At 66.0% G+C, this 17,514-nt stretch carries 15 protein-coding genes; 5 read left to right on the top strand and 10 right to left on the bottom strand.

Going from position 1 to position 17,514, the window contains the following annotated elements; translation table 11 throughout:
* The first annotated feature begins 50 nt into the window (after nucleotides 1-50).
* Nucleotides 51-2,423: a PAS domain S-box protein gene (locus ACE3P0_RS15835; protein WP_374403686.1), complete on the top strand. Its 2,373-nt coding sequence runs from the start codon at nucleotides 51-53 to the stop codon at nucleotides 2,421-2,423.
* Entirely contained in the window at nucleotides 2,420-3,496 is a 1,077-nt protein-coding gene (locus ACE3P0_RS15840; protein WP_374403687.1) for an HD domain-containing phosphohydrolase, read from the top strand. The genes ACE3P0_RS15835 and ACE3P0_RS15840 overlap by 4 nt, the downstream gene beginning before the upstream one ends.
* Before the next feature lie 35 nt (nucleotides 3,497-3,531).
* Here ACE3P0_RS15840 and gloA read toward each other — a convergent pair whose 3' ends face one another.
* The 4 genes from gloA to gmhB all read right to left on the bottom strand — a co-directional run bounded on the left by gloA (nucleotide 3,532) and on the right by gmhB (nucleotide 6,102).
* Nucleotides 3,532-3,918 (bottom strand): lactoylglutathione lyase, encoded by a 387-nt coding sequence (gene gloA / locus ACE3P0_RS15845; protein WP_374403688.1) that lies wholly within the window; start codon nucleotides 3,916-3,918, stop codon nucleotides 3,532-3,534.
* Between the two features lie 81 nt (nucleotides 3,919-3,999).
* Nucleotides 4,000-4,764: a M48 family metallopeptidase gene (locus tag ACE3P0_RS15850; RefSeq protein ID WP_374403689.1), complete on the bottom strand. Its 765-nt coding sequence runs from the start codon at nucleotides 4,762-4,764 to the stop codon at nucleotides 4,000-4,002.
* Nucleotides 4,765-4,789: 25 nt separating this feature from the next.
* A complete protein-coding gene (locus tag ACE3P0_RS15855) occupies nucleotides 4,790-5,572 on the bottom strand; it encodes a lysophospholipid acyltransferase family protein (protein WP_374403690.1) in 783 nt (260 codons plus the stop codon).
* Nucleotides 5,569-6,102 carry a D-glycero-beta-D-manno-heptose 1,7-bisphosphate 7-phosphatase gene (gmhB, locus tag ACE3P0_RS15860; protein WP_374403691.1) on the bottom strand — a complete coding sequence of 178 codons (534 nt, stop codon included), beginning with the start codon at nucleotides 6,100-6,102 and terminating at the stop codon, nucleotides 5,569-5,571. Before gmhB ends, ACE3P0_RS15855 begins: the two co-directional genes overlap by 4 nt.
* A gap of 154 nt (nucleotides 6,103-6,256) precedes the next feature.
* Here gmhB and pstS point away from each other — a divergent pair, with 154 nt between their 5' ends.
* Nucleotides 6,257-7,300 (top strand): phosphate ABC transporter substrate-binding protein PstS, encoded by a 1,044-nt coding sequence (gene pstS / locus ACE3P0_RS15865; RefSeq protein ID WP_374403692.1) that lies wholly within the window; start codon nucleotides 6,257-6,259, stop codon nucleotides 7,298-7,300.
* Between the two features lie 78 nt (nucleotides 7,301-7,378).
* Here pstS and glyS read toward each other — a convergent pair whose 3' ends face one another.
* The 3 genes from glyS to ACE3P0_RS15880 all read right to left on the bottom strand — a co-directional run bounded on the left by glyS (nucleotide 7,379) and on the right by ACE3P0_RS15880 (nucleotide 11,097).
* Nucleotides 7,379-9,460: a glycine--tRNA ligase subunit beta gene (gene glyS / locus ACE3P0_RS15870; protein ID WP_374403703.1), complete on the bottom strand. Its 2,082-nt coding sequence runs from the start codon at nucleotides 9,458-9,460 to the stop codon at nucleotides 7,379-7,381.
* A gap of 177 nt (nucleotides 9,461-9,637) precedes the next feature.
* On the bottom strand, nucleotides 9,638-10,603 hold the full coding sequence (gene glyQ / locus ACE3P0_RS15875) for a glycine--tRNA ligase subunit alpha (RefSeq protein WP_374403693.1): 966 nt from the start codon (nucleotides 10,601-10,603) through the stop codon (nucleotides 9,638-9,640).
* 95 nt (nucleotides 10,604-10,698) lie between these two features.
* Nucleotides 10,699-11,097 (bottom strand): TerB family tellurite resistance protein, encoded by a 399-nt coding sequence (locus ACE3P0_RS15880; RefSeq protein ID WP_172196695.1) that lies wholly within the window; start codon nucleotides 11,095-11,097, stop codon nucleotides 10,699-10,701.
* A 134-nt stretch (nucleotides 11,098-11,231) separates the two neighbouring features.
* Between ACE3P0_RS15880 and ACE3P0_RS15885 the strand changes: the two genes are divergently transcribed.
* Both ACE3P0_RS15885 and ACE3P0_RS15890 read left to right on the top strand, forming a co-directional pair.
* Nucleotides 11,232-12,605 (top strand): MATE family efflux transporter, encoded by a 1,374-nt coding sequence (locus tag ACE3P0_RS15885; RefSeq protein WP_374403694.1) that lies wholly within the window; start codon nucleotides 11,232-11,234, stop codon nucleotides 12,603-12,605.
* 122 nt (nucleotides 12,606-12,727) lie between these two features.
* The gene (locus ACE3P0_RS15890) at nucleotides 12,728-13,267 is read left to right on the top strand and encodes an NADPH-dependent FMN reductase (protein WP_374403695.1); all 540 of its coding nucleotides are present in this window, start codon (nucleotides 12,728-12,730) and stop codon (nucleotides 13,265-13,267) included.
* Nucleotides 13,268-13,332: 65 nt separating this feature from the next.
* Here ACE3P0_RS15890 and pap read toward each other — a convergent pair whose 3' ends face one another.
* The 3 genes from pap to lnt form a co-directional block, all read right to left on the bottom strand.
* On the bottom strand, nucleotides 13,333-14,814 hold the full coding sequence (gene pap / locus ACE3P0_RS15895) for a polyphosphate:AMP phosphotransferase (protein WP_374403696.1): 1,482 nt from the start codon (nucleotides 14,812-14,814) through the stop codon (nucleotides 13,333-13,335).
* Between the two features lie 87 nt (nucleotides 14,815-14,901).
* Nucleotides 14,902-15,906, bottom strand: a complete 1,005-nt coding sequence (locus tag ACE3P0_RS15900) for an alpha/beta hydrolase-fold protein (RefSeq protein ID WP_374403697.1) — start codon at nucleotides 15,904-15,906, stop codon at nucleotides 14,902-14,904.
* Nucleotides 15,907-15,954: 48 nt separating this feature from the next.
* On the bottom strand, nucleotides 15,955-17,415 hold the full coding sequence (lnt, locus tag ACE3P0_RS15905; RefSeq protein ID WP_374403698.1) for an apolipoprotein N-acyltransferase: 1,461 nt from the start codon (nucleotides 17,413-17,415) through the stop codon (nucleotides 15,955-15,957).
* Nucleotides 17,416-17,514 lie beyond the last annotated feature (99 nt).

The following is a 17,514-nucleotide window of genomic DNA, read 5'->3' on the forward strand; positions in this document are numbered from 1 at the left end:
GGCGCCCTGCCGTAATAACATGCTGGAAACGCAAAGGCGCGTCGTTGCCCATGCCCATCAAGACCCGATCGCTACGCACATCGATCCTGCTGTTCGTCGCCATCGGCCTCGCACTGCCGGCGCTCTTCGCGCTACCGCTGCTGTACAAGAGCTACCAGGCCGAGGTTGAGCGCCGCATTGCGCTGCAGCTCGACCAGTACGCCAACATCCTCGCCTTCGGCGCCCGCGAACCCTTGTGGAATCTCAGTCCGGACGCAGTGCGCCCGCTAGTTGAAGCGGTGCTGAGCGATCCGGACGTGGTGCTGGTCACGATCGTCGACCGCACCGCCGGCCCGCTGCTGGAAATCAAGCGCGGCGCCGCCAACGCACAGATCCGCCAGACCGGGCGCAAGGTCGTCTATAAGGAACGCGAGCTCGGCACCGTGAGCGTCGGCGTCACCGGCGATACGGTGCGCGCGCAACAGCTGCGGCAGATGGGCGCCTTCGCCGGCACCGCGCTGCTGCAACTCGGTTTTGCCGCGGCGCTGATCTTCTGGCTGCTGCGGCGGCGCCTCGTCGCGCCGCTCGCCTCCCTCGGCAATGCCGCCGATGCACTGGCGCGCGGCGAGCTGTCGCAGGAGATCCCCTCGCGCGGCGATGACGAGATCGGCCACCTCGCGAGCCGGCTCGAAGTCACCCGGCGCGAACTGCTCGGGCTGTTCGCCGACCTGGAGGCAAAGAACCTCGCACTCGGGCGTGAGCTTGAAGAGCGCCAGCGCTCCGAAACCGCGCGCCGCGAGTCGGAAGAACGCCTCGCCACCGTGTTCGCGCTGACCGCCGCGCCAATGTCAGTCGCACGCAAGCAGGACGGCCTTTTCCTGATGGTGAACCCGGCCTGGGAGCGCACCTTCGGCTATGCACAGGGCGAGGTGCTGGGCCGCCGCGCGACCGATGTTGCGATGTGGATCGACCCCGAGGCACGCGCCAGCTGCATTGCCGAGATCGAAGCCAACGGGCGGCTCGCCGGGCGCGAGGTGTGGATGCGCACCCACGACGGCGCGGGGCTGCTGATGGAAGCCTCGGCCCGCCTGTTCCGCGCCGGAGGCGAAGAACTGCTGGTGTGGAACCTGCGCGACATCACGCAGGAACGTGCCGCCGAAGAAGCGCTGCGCGAGAGCGAGCAGCGCTTCGCTGCCCTCTTCCACCATGCGCCGGTCGCGCTGTGCATCGTCGATCTCGAACACGGCGCCGAGGTGCTGGATGTGAACACCCAGTTCGAACGCGACTTCGGCCGCGCACTGAGCGACTGCATCGGCAAGCCGCTCGCGCGCCTGGGCCTGTGGGCCGGCAATGAAGACGCGACACGCTTCGACGCAATGCTCGGCGCAAGCGATGAGCAGGAGAAGATCAGCGCCTGGACCCTCGCGGCCGACGGCACGCGCGCGTGTCACGACATCGCCGGCCGCCGCGTCACGCTGCATGGCCGCGCGTGCTTCATCTGGAGCGCGATCGACGTAACGCCGATCATCAACGCCAAGGCCGAGGTCGAAGAGATCAACCGCACACTGGAAGAAAAGGTGGCACGGCGCACGCACGACCTCGAATCTGCCAACCGCGAGCTGGGCGAGCTGCTGAACCGCCTGCAGACGGCCCAGACGCAACTGGTGCAGAGCGAGAAGCTCGCCGCACTGGGCTCGCTGGTTGCCGGGGTCGCGCACGAACTGAACACCCCGATCGGCAACTGCCTGATGGTCGCGACCACACTGGAAGACCATCGCCACGAACTCAATGCGGCGCTGGAAAGCGGCCTGCGGCGCAGCACACTGAGCGACTTCCTGACCAACCTCGCCGACGGCAACGACACCTTGCTGCGCAACCTGCAGCGCGCGGCGGATCTGGTGTCGAGCTTTAAGCAGGTGGCGGTGGACCAGATCGGCGCGCGGCGCCGGGTGTTCGATCTGCGCGAGATCGCGCGCGAGATCGAAGTCACGCTCGCACCCACGTTCCGCAAGGCCGGCTGCAGCTTCAGCAACGAGATCCCAGACGCGCTTGAGTTCGACAGCTACCCCGGGCCGCTCGGCCAGGTCATCACGAATCTCGCCACCAATGCGATCACGCATGGCTTCGAAACCCGCACCGGCGGCCGCATCACCATCCGCGCCGAAGCAGAAGGCGAACAGCATGTGAAGCTGGTGTTCGAGGATAACGGCCGCGGTATTCCCGCCGAGCACCTGCCGCGCATCTTCGACCCCTTCTTCACGACCAAGCTGGGCCGCGGCGGCACTGGCCTTGGGCTCAACATCGTGTACAACATCGTCACCGGCGTACTGGGCGGCGCCATCCGGGTGGAGAGTGCGACCGGCGAAGGCACGCGCTTCATTCTGACGATTCCGCGCCGCGCACCACAGCGCGCCGACGATGACGAACCGGGTGTTGGATCATGAGCGACGCAGACTTTCCGACAACGGACTATCGAAACCAGACGATGCGCGTCGTGATCATCGACGACACGCCGGTCAACCTCGCACTGATGCAGGCGCTCGTCGCGCGGGTCGAAAACTGCGAATCGCGGACTTTCGCTGATCCCCAGGAAGGCCTCGCCCACTGCATGAGCACGCAGCCGGACTTGCTGATCGTCGACTACATGATGCCGGGGCTGGATGGCATCGAGCTGATCCGCCGCTTCCGCGCAGAACCCGACAACCAGGATGTGCCGATCCTGATGGTCACGGCAGCGCACGAAAAGGAAGTGCGCTACCAGGCGCTCGAAGGCGGCGCGACGGACTTTCTGTCGAAACCGATCGACAAGAACGAATTCATCCCACGCGCGCGCAACATGCTGCGCCTGCGCCAGCACGCGTTGATGCTCGCCAACCGTGCCGACGAACTGGCCGATGCCGTTCGCCGCGCCACCGCCGACATCCATGAGCGCGAACGCGAGACCGTGACGCGGCTCGCGAAGGCCGCCGAGTTCCGCGATCCGGAAACTGGCTCGCACATTCATCGCATGGCGCACTTCTCAGCCATGATCGGCCGCGAACTCGGGCTCGATCACGCGACCTGCGACATGTTGCTGGCAGCCGCACCGATGCACGACGTCGGCAAGCTCGGCACGCCGGACGCGATCCTGCTCAAACCCGGCCGGCTGACGCCCGACGAATTCGAGATCATGAAGCGCCATGCCTCGATCGGGCACGAGATCCTGAAAGACTCCGCCTCACCCGTGCTGCGCATGGCGGCGGAGATTGCGCTGACCCATCACGAAAAGTTTGACGGCAGCGGCTACCCCGGCGGCCTTGCGGGCGAAGGCATCCCGCTGATCGGCCGCATCGTCGCGGTGGCCGACGTGTTCGACGCACTCACTTCAGCACGCCCTTACAAGCGCGCGTGGACACTGGAAGATGCGCGCGGCTTTCTGGAACAGGGTCGCGGCGCGCATTTCGACCCCGCCTGCGTCGATGTCTTCCTCGCACAGTGGGACGCAGTGCTGGCGATACGGGCGCGCTTCCAGGACTGAAGCCCTGGCGTCGCAGCGCGCCCGTGCCCGGCGAATCAGGACTTGCGCTGGATCAGCTCGACCTTGTAGCCGTCCGGGTCCTGCACGAAGGCAATCACCGTCGTGCCATGCTTCATCGGGCCGGCTTCGCGCGTCACCACGCCGCCACGCGCCTTGATTTCTGCACATGCCGCATAGGCGTCTTCCACCTCGAGCGCGATGTGGCCGTAGCCGCTGCCAAGGTCGTACGCGCCGACGCCCCAGTTGTGCGTCAGCTCGATCACTGCACCTTCGCTCTCTTCCTGATAGCCGATGAAGGCAAGCGTGAACTTGCCGTCGGGGTAATCGTTACGGCGCAGCAAGCGCATGCCGAGCACTTCGGTGTAGAACTTGATCGAGCGGTCGAGATCACCGACGCGCAGCATGGTGTGAAGAATTCGCATGGGGTTTCCTTTCGGTATCCGGTTCAGTCAAACGCCGAAGCCGTGGTTTGCACCACCACTTCGACACGGGATTCGGGTGTTTCAGAGTTCCGGCAGCGCATGGCCGCGCGCCTTGAGTTCGGCGCGCGCCTCGCGCCAGGTCGGGCACAACAGCTCGACGACTGACCAGAAGCGCGGCGAGTGGTTCATCTCGATCAGGTGCGCCACCTCATGCGCCACCACATAGTCGATCAACGCATGCTCGAAGTGGATCAGGCGCCAGTTGAGCCGGATGCCGCTATGTCGGCTGCAACTGCCCCAACGGGTCTTTGCACCAGTCAGCGATAACGCAGGCCGCGGCACGCCCGGGTGCGTCATCGCAAGTCGATGCATGTACTCATCCAGCCGCCCGCCGAAGTAGTCCAGCGCATGGCGCTGCAACACGCGCCGCAGCAGCAGTTGCGGGTTCTGCCCCGGTCGCAGCGGCAAATGCAGTTCGCGCTCGAAGTGCCCTTCGATCCAGCGCGCCCGCCCTGCGCCCGGCTGCAGACGAATCGTGCAGGGCTGGCCGAGCACCGACAGCACCGCGCCGTCGGCCAGCTCGAAACGCTCGGGCACCGGCCTTGCGGCGCGGGCATCAAGCTTCTCGATCAGCCATGCACCGTTCTTGCGGATGAAGGCTTCCGTCTCGGTGATCGTTGCGCGCAGCGGGATCGTCACCGTTACGCCCGCAGCGTCGATCTTCATGCCCAGCGTCTTGCGCGCGCTGCGTTTGAGCGTGTAGGGCACGGTCCGTGGGCCGAACACGATCTCGCGCTGCTGCGGGGGCGGCGGCGCGGCCTTGAGCAAACGGGTCACGGTCTTCATCAACATCACGGTGCAACGGCGATCTTCAAACGGTCACCGTCTGGGCCTCGCGCAGGTAGTGATGCGGAAAACGCGCGCGCATCGTGTTCTCGATCCACGCTTCGACTTCCGCGCTGACCTCTTCCGGCTTGCGGCCGGCCGTCTCGATCGCCGGGCCGATGATGATCAGCGCCTCGCCCGGGTACTTGATGAAGGCACGGCGCGGCCACAGCTCGCCGGTGTTCAGCGCCACAGGCACCACCGGCGCGCCGGCGTGTGTCGCAAGCGTCGCGCCACCGAGCTTGTAGCGGCGGCGCCCGCCCACCGGCATCCGCGTTCCCTCGGGGTAGACCGACACCCACCAACCTTCGGCGAGCCGCTTCGCGCCCTCCAGCTTCACCTGCGTCATCGCATCGGCACCGCGCGAGCGGTCGATCGCGATCATCGGCAACATCGCGAGCCCCCAGCCAAAGAAGGGCAGCCAGTGCAACTCGCGCTTGAGCACGAAGCTCTGCGGCGGAAACAGCACCGGAAAGAGGATGGTTTCCAGCGCGGACTGGTGCTTGGCAAGGATCACCGCGGGGCGTGACGGCAGGTTCTCCCAGCCTTCGATCTTCCAGTTGATCCCGAGAATCGTGTGGATCATCCGCACATTCACGCGGCACCAGCCCATGATGATGTGGTAGCGCCGCCGCGGCGGAAACGGGAAGGTCAGCATCGCGAGCAGCGCATACGGCACCGTCACGAGCAGTTGCAGCAGCAGGAACACTGCCGAGCGCAGCACCGGCCCGAACGGCATGGACGCGACACGCGCAGGCGTCTGCATCATGCGATCAACGCATCCGCAACCGCGGCGAGATCGGCGAATACCCGGGTGCCCGCAGGCACATTCGGGTCTTTCACCGTGCGCTCGCCCTTGCCGGTAAGCACCAGGAAGAGCTCGCAGCCAACCTCCTGGCCCGCCAGCAGATCGCGCAGGCTGTCACCCACGGTCGGCACGCCACGCAGGTCGGTGTTAAAGCGCGCCGAGATTTCGCGCAACATGCCCGCCCGCGGCTTGCGGCAATCGCAAGTCGAATCGGCCGGATGCGGGCAGAAGAAGATCGCGTCGATGCGGCCGCCCGCCTGGGCGAGCAGCTTGGTCATCTTCCCGTGGATTGCGTTGAGGGTATCCATGTCGAAGAGCCCGCGCCCGACGCCACTCTGGTTCGACGCCACGACCACACGGTAGCCCGCTTCGTTGAGACGCGCGATCGCCTCCAGGCTTCCGGGAATCGGACGCCATTCGTCCGGCGACTTGATGAATTGGGCGGAATCGACGTTGATGACACCGTCGCGGTCGAGAATGATCAGTTTCATGCGGAGGCTTGCGGTTTAGGCAATCCGTAATGCTATCAGCCCGGCCGATGTCGCGGACCGCCCCGGCGCACCGCATCCGCACAAACCCGGTTTGATAGCCGGCCGACAAATCCATTACAGTCGCCACCCATTTATGCGAACGGATTTGCGCACGATGCGACGTTTTTCACTACTGCTCCTGGCTTTGCTCTCGCTTGCACCACGCACCCACGCGGCCGAGGTCTCCGGCGCCGGCTCCAGTGCCGCCGCCCCGCTCTACGCCGCCTGGGCGGCCGAATGGGGCCGCAAGAGCGGTGTCCGCCTGCAGTATTCGGCCGTTGGCTCATCGGCGGGCCTGAAAGCAATCCGCGACGGCAAGGTCGATTTCGGCGCCTCGGACGTGCCGCTGCCACCCGAACAACTTGAGCGGGACGGGCTGGTGAACTTCCCCACGGCGATCGCCGGCGTCGTGCCGGCGATCAACGTCGCCGGCGTGCCGCGCGGTGAATTGCGGCTGACCGGCGCGGTGCTGGCCGACATCCTGTCGGGCAAGATCGCGCGCTGGAACGCGGCGCCGATCACGGCGCTGAACAAGGGCATCCGCCTGCCGGATCAGGCGATTACCGTGATCGGTCGCGAAGACGGTTCCGGCACGACGTACGTGCTGAGCCACTATCTCTCCAAGGTCAGCTCCGACTGGGCGAAGACGCTCGGCACCGACTTCAAACTCAAATGGCCGGCTACGACGGTGCTGGCGAAGGGCACCACCGCACAGCTCGAAACGCTCGCGAAGACCCCCGGCGCAATTGCCTATGCCGAGTTCGGGCAAGTCGAAAAGGCTGCACTGAACTACGCCCGTGTTGCCAACGCGAAGGGCGACTCTCCGCAGCCTGGCCCCGCCAGCTTCCGGGCCGCGCTGAAGGCGAGCGCATGGACCACGGCAGGCAAATTCGAAGAAATGCTGACCGATATGGCCGACAAGGATGCGTGGCCCATCACCAGCGGCACTTTCATCGTGATGCGCAAGAAGGTCACCGATCCGGCCCGCGCGGCGCAGGCCCTGGCGCTGTTCAGCTACGGTTTCATGCGCGGCGATGCGATCACCGCCGAGAACCGCTGGGTGTCGATGCCCGATCTGACCCAGGCGCGCGCGGTGAAGGAAATGAACAAGGTACGCGATGCCAACGGCCAGCCACTGGCGTGGAGCATGACCTACTGATCTTGCGTAAGCTTCGTCAAAGAAAAAGGGCGGCCAGTTGGCCGCCCTTTTTCTTTGACGGGAATCCCGCCGTCGGGATCAGACCGACAGGCGCGAGATGTCGGCGACCGCATTCATCATGCCGGCGAGCTGCTTCAACAGTGCGAGGCGGTTGGCGCGGATCAGCGGCTCGTCGTGGTTCACCATCACCTCTTCGAAGAAGGTGTCGACCGCGCCACGCAGGCCGGCGAGCGCCTTCAGCGAACCGGTGTAGTCGGCGTTTTCGAGCAGCGAACGCTGCAGCGGCGCCGCTTCGATCACTGCGTGCGCGAGTGCCTTCTCAGCCGGCTCGGCGAGCAGCGCGACGTCGATTTCGCCGATCGCGCCCTCGGCCTTCTTCAGGATATTGACGATGCGCTTGTTGGCCGCTGCCAGCGCCGCCGCTTCCGGCAGCGCGACGAACTCGGCCACTGCGGCGAGTTTGGCCGGCACATCGGCGACGCGGCTCGGCAGCGCAGCCAGCACGGCATCGACTTGCTCGACCGGCGTGCCCTGCTCACGCAACAGGTTGCGCAGGCGATCACCGATGAACTCGATGAGTGCAGGAATCGACGCGGCCGCATTGTGCTCGGCCGCAAAGCCCGCCGCCGCATCCGCCAGCAGCGCGTCGAGTTCGAGCGGCAATTCCGTTTCGATCAGGATGCGCAAGGCGCCCAGCGCCGCACGACGCAGGCCGAACGGGTCCTTGTCGCCGGTCGGCTTCTCGCCGATCGCATAGAAGCCCACCAGCGCATCGAGCTTGTCGGCCAGCGCGACCGCGCAGGCCACATTGCCCTGCGGCAGCGTGTCGCCCGCGAAGCGCGGGTGGTAGTGCTGTTCGATCGCCTGTGCGACGACTTCGCCTTCGCCATCGTGGCGGGCGTAGTACTCACCCATGATGCCCTGCAGCTCGGGGAACTCGCCAACCATCTCGGTCACCAGATCCGCCTTCGCCAGGCGCGCAGCGCGCTGTGCGGCGGCCACATCGGCATGCAGGCGCGCGGCGATCTTGCCGGCCAGCGCTTCAAGGCGGCCGATGCGATCCAGCACCGACCCGAGCTTGTTGTGATAGACGACGTTCTCCAGCCGCGGCAGGCGCGAATCGAGCTTGGCCTTGCGGTCGGTGTCGAAGAAGAACTTCGCGTCCGACAGGCGCGCACGCACCACGCGGGCGTTGCCGCCGGTGATGTTGTCGGCGATGTCGGCCTTGATGTTGGCGACGATCAGGAACTTGTTGATCAGCTTGCCGGCGGCATCCAGAAGCGGGAAGTACTTCTGGTTCTGCTTCATCGTCAGGATCAGGCATTCCTGCGGCACGGCGAGGAATTCCGCTTCGAACTCGCCGACATACACCGTCGGGTGTTCGACCAGCGCCGTCACTTCGTCGAGCAGCGCGGCGTCTTCCACCGGATGCGCGCCAACCTGCGCGGCGGCTTTCGCCAGCTCATGCGCGATCAGGCTGCGGCGGGCCTCGAACGAGGCGACGACCGAGCCCTTCTCGAACAGCGTGCGGGCATAGGCTTCGGCCGATTCCACCGTGACCGCGCCTTCACCGAGGAAGCGATGGCCGCGCGTGGCATTGCCGGCCGCCAGGCCCAGCACTTCACCCGGCACCACACGGCTGCCGTGCAACTGGATCAGGCCATGCACCGGGCGCACAAACTGGTGTGTCGCGTCGCCCCAGCGCATCACCTTCGGAATCGGCAGCTTCTTCACGGATTCCGCGACGATGCCGGCGAGCACTGCGTCGAGCGCCGCACCGGGCACGGTCATCGTATGGAAGAAGGTTTCGCTCTTGCCGTCCATCGCGCGCTCGAAGCTCGCCAAGGCGTCGGCCGAGATGCCCTTCGCTTCGAGCTTCTTCAGCAGCGCCGGCGACGGCGTGCCGTCGGCCGTCAGCGCAACGCTGACCGGCATGATCTTCTCGCGCACCTGCGCGTCGGCCGCCTGTGCGGCAACACCGCTCACGGTAACGGCCAGGCGGCGCGGCGACGCAAAGGTGTGGAATTCGGGCGCAGCGCCCACCAGCTTGTGGGCCACCAGGCCCTTGACGATGCCGTCAGCGAAAGCCTCGCCGAGCCGCGCAAGCGCCTTAGGCGGCAGTTCCTCGGTCAGCAGTTCTACGAGCAGAGTGTCTTGCATGTTGATCCGGGCACGGCGAGCGCGCCCCTCCAGAATTCGATGTTCGGTGTCGATCAGAAGTCGTGAAGGAATCGTCGCGAGCGGACCGAGGTCGACACGAGAAGCGCAGCCGTACTGGAGTACGGCGAGCATCGCAGTGTCGAGATCGGTTCGCGCAGCAGATTCATTTACGGCTTCTCAAGCGCGGGTGGCGAGTTCGGCGCGCACGGCTTCAATGCGCTGGCATTCCTCTTCGCCCAGCAGCGCACGCAGCTTCGGGTCGTCGAGCTTGGCCATCGGGAAGCCGAGGCGATCGCGCGAGGCGAGGTAGGCCTGCGCAACCAGGCGCGAGTTGGCACGGATGCGGCCGATGTAGGCGGCCCGCTCGGTGACCGAAATCGCGCCGCGCGCATCGAGCATGTTGAAGGTGTGCGCGCTCTTCAAGGCCATCTCGTAGCCCGGCAGCGCAAGGCCGGCGTCGATCAGGCGCTTGGCTTCGGACTCGTAGTTGGCGAACTGGCTGAAGAGGAAGTCGACGTTCGAGTGCTCGAAGTTGTAGGTCGACTGCTCGACCTCGTTCTGGTGATACACGTCGCCGTAGGTCACGCCCGGCGTCCACACCAGGTCGTAGACGTTCTCGCAGTCCTGCAGGTACATCGTCAGGCGCTCGAGACCGTAGGTGATCTCGCCCAGCACCGGCTTGCATTCGAGGCCGCCGACCTGCTGGAAGTAGGTGAACTGCGTGACTTCCATGCCGTCCAGCCAGACTTCCCAACCGAGGCCCCAGGCGCCGAGCGTCGGGTTTTCCCAGTCGTCTTCGACGAAGCGGATGTCGTGTTCGTTGGTGTTGATGCCCAGCGCGCGCAGCGACTCGATGTAGAGCTCCTGGATCGCGAGCGGCGACGGCTTCAGCACCACCTGGTACTGGTAATAATGCTGCAGGCGGTTGGGGTTCTCGCCGTAGCGGCCGTCCTTGGGGCGGCGCGAAGGCTGCACATATGCGGCGTTCCACGGCTCGGGGCCGATCGCCCGCAGGAAGGTGGCGGTGTGGCTGGTGCCGGCGCCGACCTCCATGTCGTAGGGTTGCAGCAAGGCACAGCCGTGTTCGCTCCAGAACTTCTGGAGACGCAGGATCACTTCCTGAAAGGTGGGTTTCACGCTCATGGGTCCAGGGCGGCCGAACCGCCGGATCGGGGCAAAAGCGCGATTTTACAGGGTTCGCGGGTTCCGGCGCCCTGATTATTGGCAAACCCCCGGAACTACTCCGACAGCGCGTCGATCGACAGGCCCCAGCGCTGCATCAGTTGCCGCAGCAAGCGCTGCTCGCCAACGGTGACCCGCCCGTCCGACTTGGCCATCACGAGAATCGCGGAACACACGGTTCGGCGCAGCGCCGGACGTGTGATATCGGCGGCGAGCCGGTCGATGCGCGCGTCTTCGAGCAGATGCACGCGCGACTGCTCGGCCTCGTCGACCAGGTCGCGGCAGCAATCGAGCAGCACCTGGACGAATTCGTCGCGCGACAAGCCGACCGCGTCGTGGATCATGTGCTGGTCGATCAGCGCGATCTCGCTCTCGTGCAGCTTGCCGTCGGCGAGGATGGCGAGGCTGATCAGGCGCGCTGCGGCCTGCGGGCTGTTGGCGGGGTAACTGCGCATACGGGTGCGATCTCCATGCTTCGATTGCGATTCGCAACAGCGTAGCGCGGTTTCCGCCCGTTCGCTGCGCGCCGGCGATACAAGCCGGATACAGCGGGCGGCTACACTGCCGCCTTTGCCAGCCTCGGTTCCTCATGCATCGCCTGCCCCGCTTCCTGTCCGAATCCCGCCAACTGCTGCGCCTTACTGGCCCGCTGGTGGCCGCGCAGATGGTGTACATCCTGATGGGTTTGATGGACACCGTGATGGCTGGCCACGCCGGGGCCGAAGACCAGGCGGTGGTGGGGCTGGGCGTGGCGCTGTGGGCGCCGGTGTTCCTGTCCCTGCTCGGCATCTCGCAAGCGCTGAGCCCGGTTGTGGCACATCATCACGGCGCGGGAGACAAGGCCGGCATCATCGCCGACACCCGCGAAGGGCTGTGGCTTGCCGGCATTTCGGGGGTCATTCCCTTCCTGTTGATGCCGGCAGTGCCCGCGGTGCTGGCGGCCGCGCAGATCGAGGCGGGGCTGGCGGCCAAGGTCACACAGTTCCTGTGGGGCATCGTGCTGGGCCTGCCCGCTGCACTGCTGACGCGCACGCTGGGCTTCTACTCCGCCAGCATCAACCACACACGCCCGCTGATGGTGTTCGGCGCGCTCGGACTCGCCGTCAACTTCTTCCTCAACTGGGTACTGATCTACGGTCACCTTGGTCTGCCTGCACTGGGCGGGGTCGGCTGCGGCTGGGCGACCGGCATCGGCATGTGGGCCGGTCTGGCGATGATGGCGCAGTACACCGCACGGGCACGTATCTACCGCGAGGTCTTCCTGTGGCACGGCTGGAGCTGGCCGCACTGGCCGCGGCAGAAGAATCTGCTCAAGCTCGGGCTGCCGATGGGCGCGGCGATGCTGGCTGAAGTGTCCGCGTTCGCTGGCGTGGCACTGTTGATTGGCCGCTTCGGTGCGGTGCAGATCGCCGCGCACCAGGTCGCGCTGAACTTCGCGTCACTGGTGTTCATGTTGCCGCTGGGGCTCTCCACCGCCATCTCGATCCGCGTCGGTCAGGCGCTCGGCGGCGGCGATCCGCGCGGCGCGCGTTTCATCGCCTGGAGCGGCGTGCTGATCGGACTGCTGATCGCGGCTGCGATGGTGCCCGTGGTGTTGCTCGGGCGCGAAGCGATCGTCGCGCTCTACACACCGGACGCTGCCGTGCAGGCAATCGCCTCCACGCTGCTGCTGTTCGCCGCAGTGTGGCAGTTTTCGGATGCCACACAGGTCTGCGCGGTCGGCGCGCTGCGGGGCTACAAGGTCACGATGATGCCGATGTGGCTGATGATCGGTGCGTTCTGGCTGATCGCGATCCCGCTCGGTGCGCGACTCGGCTACCACGGCCTCGACGCCTACCCGGTCACCGGCGTGTATGGTTTCTGGATCGGCCTGGTCGTGGGTCTCACGCTGGTCGCGTTGGGGCTGGTGCTCACGCTGCGTAGCGTCGCACGCCACCGCATCGCGGATCACGCGGCATTCTGAAATCGTCTCGCACAGGAGAGTCGCCGGAACCCGGCGGGTCTATGCTGGTCATTGATGCAGCGCCTGCGTGTTGCAGGCGGCACCAAGTCCACCCCGCAACATCCCACGCACGGAGACCTTCCATGAACGTACTCGGCATCTGCGGCAGCCTGCGCCGCCAATCGCGCAACAAGGGGCTGCTTCGCTACGCGGTCGCGAATGCACCGGCGGACATGACGATCGAGGTCGCCGACCTCTCCGCAATGCCGTTCTACAACGCCGACATCACGGCGCGCCCGGCCGCGGTGGAAGCACTTTTCGCGCAGATGGCTGCGGCCGACGCCCTGCTGCTGGTATGCCCCGAGTACAACTATTCGATGGCGCCGGCCCTGAAGAACGCACTCGACTGGGCTTCGCGCGAACCGGACAACCGGCTGCTTGCAGGCAAGGCCTGCGCGATCATGGGCGCTGGTGGTGGCATGGGCACCTCGCGCGCCCAATACCATTTGCGACAGAGCTGCGTGTTCCTCGATCTGCATCCGCTCAACAAGCCGGAAGTGTTCGCCAATGCCTTCTCCGACAGCTTTGACGCGGACGGCAATCTCGTCGACAAACGCATCCAGGATCTGATCGTGGCGCAGCTCACCGCGCTGCAAGCCCACGCCGCCCGCTTCAAGGGCTGACACCCGGCGAAATGAAAACGGCGCACGTCGTTGCCGTGCGCCGTTGGCTATTGGTATCGCGGCGATCAGAGGCCGAGTTCTTTCTCCAGGCGCTGGCACACCGTCTTCAGCACCTTGATGCGCGCGTGCTTCTTGTCGTTGGCCTCAACCAGCGTCCAGGGCGCCTGGCCGGTGCTGGTGCGGTCCACCATGTCGCACACCGCTTCGCGGTAGGCATCCCACTTGTCGCGGTTGCGCCAGTCTTCTTCGGTGATCTTGAAACGCTTGAAGTCGGTCGCCTCGCGCTCGTTGAAGCGGCGTAGCTGCTCGTCGGCGTCGATTTGCAGCCAGAACTTCACGACGATCACGCCAGCCACGTCGAGCGCGTGCTCGAAGTCGTTGATCTCCGCATAGGCACGCAGCCAGTCGGCCTCGGCACAGAAGCCTTCTACCCGCTCGACCAACACCCGGCCGTACCAGGTGCGATCGAAGATCGTGATCCGACCCTTGCGCGGCACATGGCGCCAGAAGCGCCACAGGTAGGGCTGCGCACGCTCTTCATCGGTTGGCGCAGCGACCGGCACGATCTGGAACTGGCGCGCGTCGATCGCCGCCGTCACGCGCCGGATCGCACCGCCTTTGCCGGCCGCGTCCGAGCCTTCGAAGGCGAGCATCAGTGCGCGATTGCGAAACTTGGGATGGCGCACCAGTTCCGACAAACGCCCCTGCCACTTCGCGAGCTGGCGTTCGTAGGTGTCCTTCTCGATCTGCTTGCTCAAGTCCAGCGCGGTCAGCACATCACGCCCGTCGATGCGCGGCGGAATCGGCGGCGCCACCGGGTAGTGCTGCGGCGTGTCGTTCGCCAAACGGTACTTCAGCGCCTCCAGCAATGCCTTGCCGACGCGCAGGTTGCGGTAGTTGTCGTCGGAACCATCCACCACGATCCAAGGCGCCCAGGGCGTGTTGGTGATGCGCAGCACATGGCCGGCAACATCGATCAGTTCATCGTGCGTCTTGAGCCGCGACCAGCTCTGTTTGGTCACGCGCCATGCGGTGCGCGGGTCGGATTCGAGCTTTTCAAAGCGCGCGCGCTGCGCCTTCTTCGACAGGTGGAACCAGAACTTCAGCACCAGCGCGCCTTCGTTGGCGAGCATGCCCTCGAACCGGTTGATACGCGCCATCTCGTGATCAGCCTGGTCAGCCGTGATCTTGCCGTCGATACGATCCGCGATCGGGCTGGAGTACCAGGAGCCGGCGAAGATGCCGATGCGCCCCTTCGGCGGCAGCGAGCGCCAGTAACGCCACATGTGCGGCCGATCGCGCTCTTCATCGGTCGGCTCACTGAACGCCAGCGTGGACAGGAAGCGCGGATCGAGCCATTCGTAGAGCTGGTTGATGGTCTCGCTCTTGCCCCCGCCATCAACACCGGAGATCAGCAGCATCACCGGGAATTTGCCGGCTTCACGCAGTTCGAACTGCACGTTGAGCAGTTCCACCCGCAGGGCTTCGACTTCCTTGCGGAAGGTTTTGTTGTCGATGCTGTGACCGAGTTCTGCCGATTCGAACATGGTGAAGCCCCCCTCAAGCGCCACGCTGCACGATGGAAAATCCTGGCGAGCATACGCCCGCCGCGAATTGCAAAGGGCTGACGCGGCTCAAGTGGCGACGTCGCGCAACGCTCCCAGACCCGGCAATTCCACTACACGGCCGTGCGCATCGCGGCTGAAGCGCAGCAACATGGTGCCGACGAAGCAATCGCCCTGCGCGGGCAACAGCAGATCGCCGATGCCCGAGGGCTGCCAGCGAACGCGCAGGCGATCGCCCTCGGCCGTCAGCTCGCCGCTGACGCCACCCTCGCCGCGATAGCGCCCGGCCCAGGCCGCCGCGTCGGCGGTGGCGCTTCTGGAAGCATCGGTGCGCTGCTGCGCGAACAGCCAGCGCCAGAATTCGGGCGTGTCGCGGTAGGTGGCGGTCCAGCTATCGTGCCCGACACCGGGCATCCAAACGCAGCGCACATCGGCGCCGACCGCCTGCAGCACCGATTCGACACGCTGGCTGAACTCGATCGGCACGATGTCGTCGGCGTCACCATGCGCCACCCACACCGGCACGCCACGCAAAGCGGCCAGCGCCGCCTGCCAGGCATCCAGCGCGCCGAGCGGCACGTTGTAGAAGCGGCTCATGCCGTCGTTAGGGAAACCGCCCGCAATCGGCGCAATCGCCGCGAAGCGATCAGGGAAAGTCGCCGCCAGCGCGAGGCTGCCCATCGCCCCCATCGATAGCCCGGTGAGATACACGCGCGAGGCATCGACCCGGCAATTCGCCTGCACACAGCGCATCACGGCGTCGACAAACGCCGGCTGCCACATCTGGTTCTCGGGCGTCTGCGGCGCCACCACGATTGCTGGCAGCTTCACGCCACCATCGATCAGCGCGCCGACGCCCTGACTGCGTACCCGCGCGAGGTCGTCACCCCATTCACCCCGGCCATGCAGAAACACCACCAGCGGCCACGCCCGCTGCGGGTCGGCGCTGTAGCCTTCGGGCAACGCAAGCAGGAAGTGGTGACCGAATTCGCTGGCAATCGCCGCCGGCAATTCGTGGGCCTGCCAGGCGCCCTCGCAGGCGTGCTGGATCGGCAGTGCGGTGTCGCGGGGCATGGCGTACTCCATCGGAAGTCCGGCGCCATTATCCCGCAACGCACGGGATCAGGAGCGGCGCTTTCTGACCACGGTCCAGCCGAGCAGGATCAGGGCGACGCACACCACCGCCCAGTTGCCGACGCGCGCATACGGCGTCATACCGCGGTAGCCGCGCACTTCGGCCTGCAGCACGCCGCGGGTGAAGGCCGGTAGCACGGCGTCGACCTTGCCGTCCGGCGCGATCACGGCCGTCATGCCAGTGTTGGTGGCGCGCAGCATCGGGCGGCCGGTTTCCAGCGCGCGCATGCGCGCAATCTGCAGGTGCTGCGGCTGCGCGTGGGATTCGCCGTACCACGCGAGGTTGCTCATGTTGAGCATCAGGCTCGCCTCGGGCAGCGACGCGATCAGCTCCTCGCCGAACACATCTTCATAGCAGATGTTCACGGCGACTTTCTGGCCCGCCAGATCGAGCGGCGCGGCGGAGCGGCCGCGGCTCTGATCCGACATCGGAATGTTCGCGAGCTTGTAGAACCAGCCGAAGAGTGGCGGCGAGTATTCGCCGAAGGGCACCAGGTGGCGCTTGCTGTAGCTTTGCGGCGCGGCCTCGCCCAAGGTCACCGCGCTGTTGAAGATGTGACCCTCGGCATCGCGCGTGAACACGCCCAGCACGCCCGCAGCGCGCTGCGCGCGCAAGCCATCGGCGATGGCCGCAAGGTAGTCTGGCGGCACATGTTCGAGCAGCATCGGCAGCGTCGTTTCCGGCATCACGATGATCTGCCCACGCGCTTCGCGCAGCACGTCGAGGTTTGCGCGCAGCACGGTCTCGAAACGCTCGCGGTCCCACTTCATGTCTTGCGGAATGTTGGTCTGCACCAGGGCCACCTTCACCGGCGCGCCGAAGGCTTCGGTCCAGCGCACTTGCGTGAGCCCGAATCCGGCCAAGGCGATCAGCGCCGCAGCCGCGACGGCCGGCGCCCGTGCGCTCGCGCGCCAGCCGAACACCAGTGCAGCGGTGAGCGCGATCAGCATGAAGCCGAGGCCATACACGCCGAGCACCGCGGCGTACCCGGCGAGCGGGCTCGGCGGCGTCTGTGAATAGCCGATCGCAAGCCAGGGGAAGCCGGTGAATAACCAGCTGCGCACCCATTCGGTCAGCGCCCACGCCGCCGAAACAAGGGCTGCATCGACCACCCAATGACCGTGGCGCAGACGTGCGAACAGGTAGCCAGCAAGCGCGGGGAAAGACGCCATGAAAGCCGCGAGCAGGCCGATCGCCAGCATCGCGAGCGGCAGCGGCATGCCACCAAAGCGATGCAGCGCCACCATCAACCAACCGATGCCGGCGAAGAAGGCGCCCCAACCCCAGCACCAGCCTAGCCATGCGGCGCGGCGCGGCGTCGCCGATCGCCACGCCCACAGCAAGGCGCCCAAGGCAGGCAGCATGAGCGGAAACAGGTTGAACGGCGCGTAGGCGAGTACCGAAACGGCGCCGGCCAGCGCAAGCAGGAGCGGAAGGAAGCGATTCATGGATTCGGCAGATGCGCGCCGGGCGCCAAAGATCGGCGCCCGGCTCGGTTCAGGAAAGGGCGTGCGGCGAGAAACTCAGCCGCCCACCGCATGCGTGTC

The organism is Niveibacterium sp. (assembly GCF_041909475.1).
Taxonomy (GTDB): domain Bacteria; phylum Pseudomonadota; class Gammaproteobacteria; order Burkholderiales; family Rhodocyclaceae; genus Niveibacterium.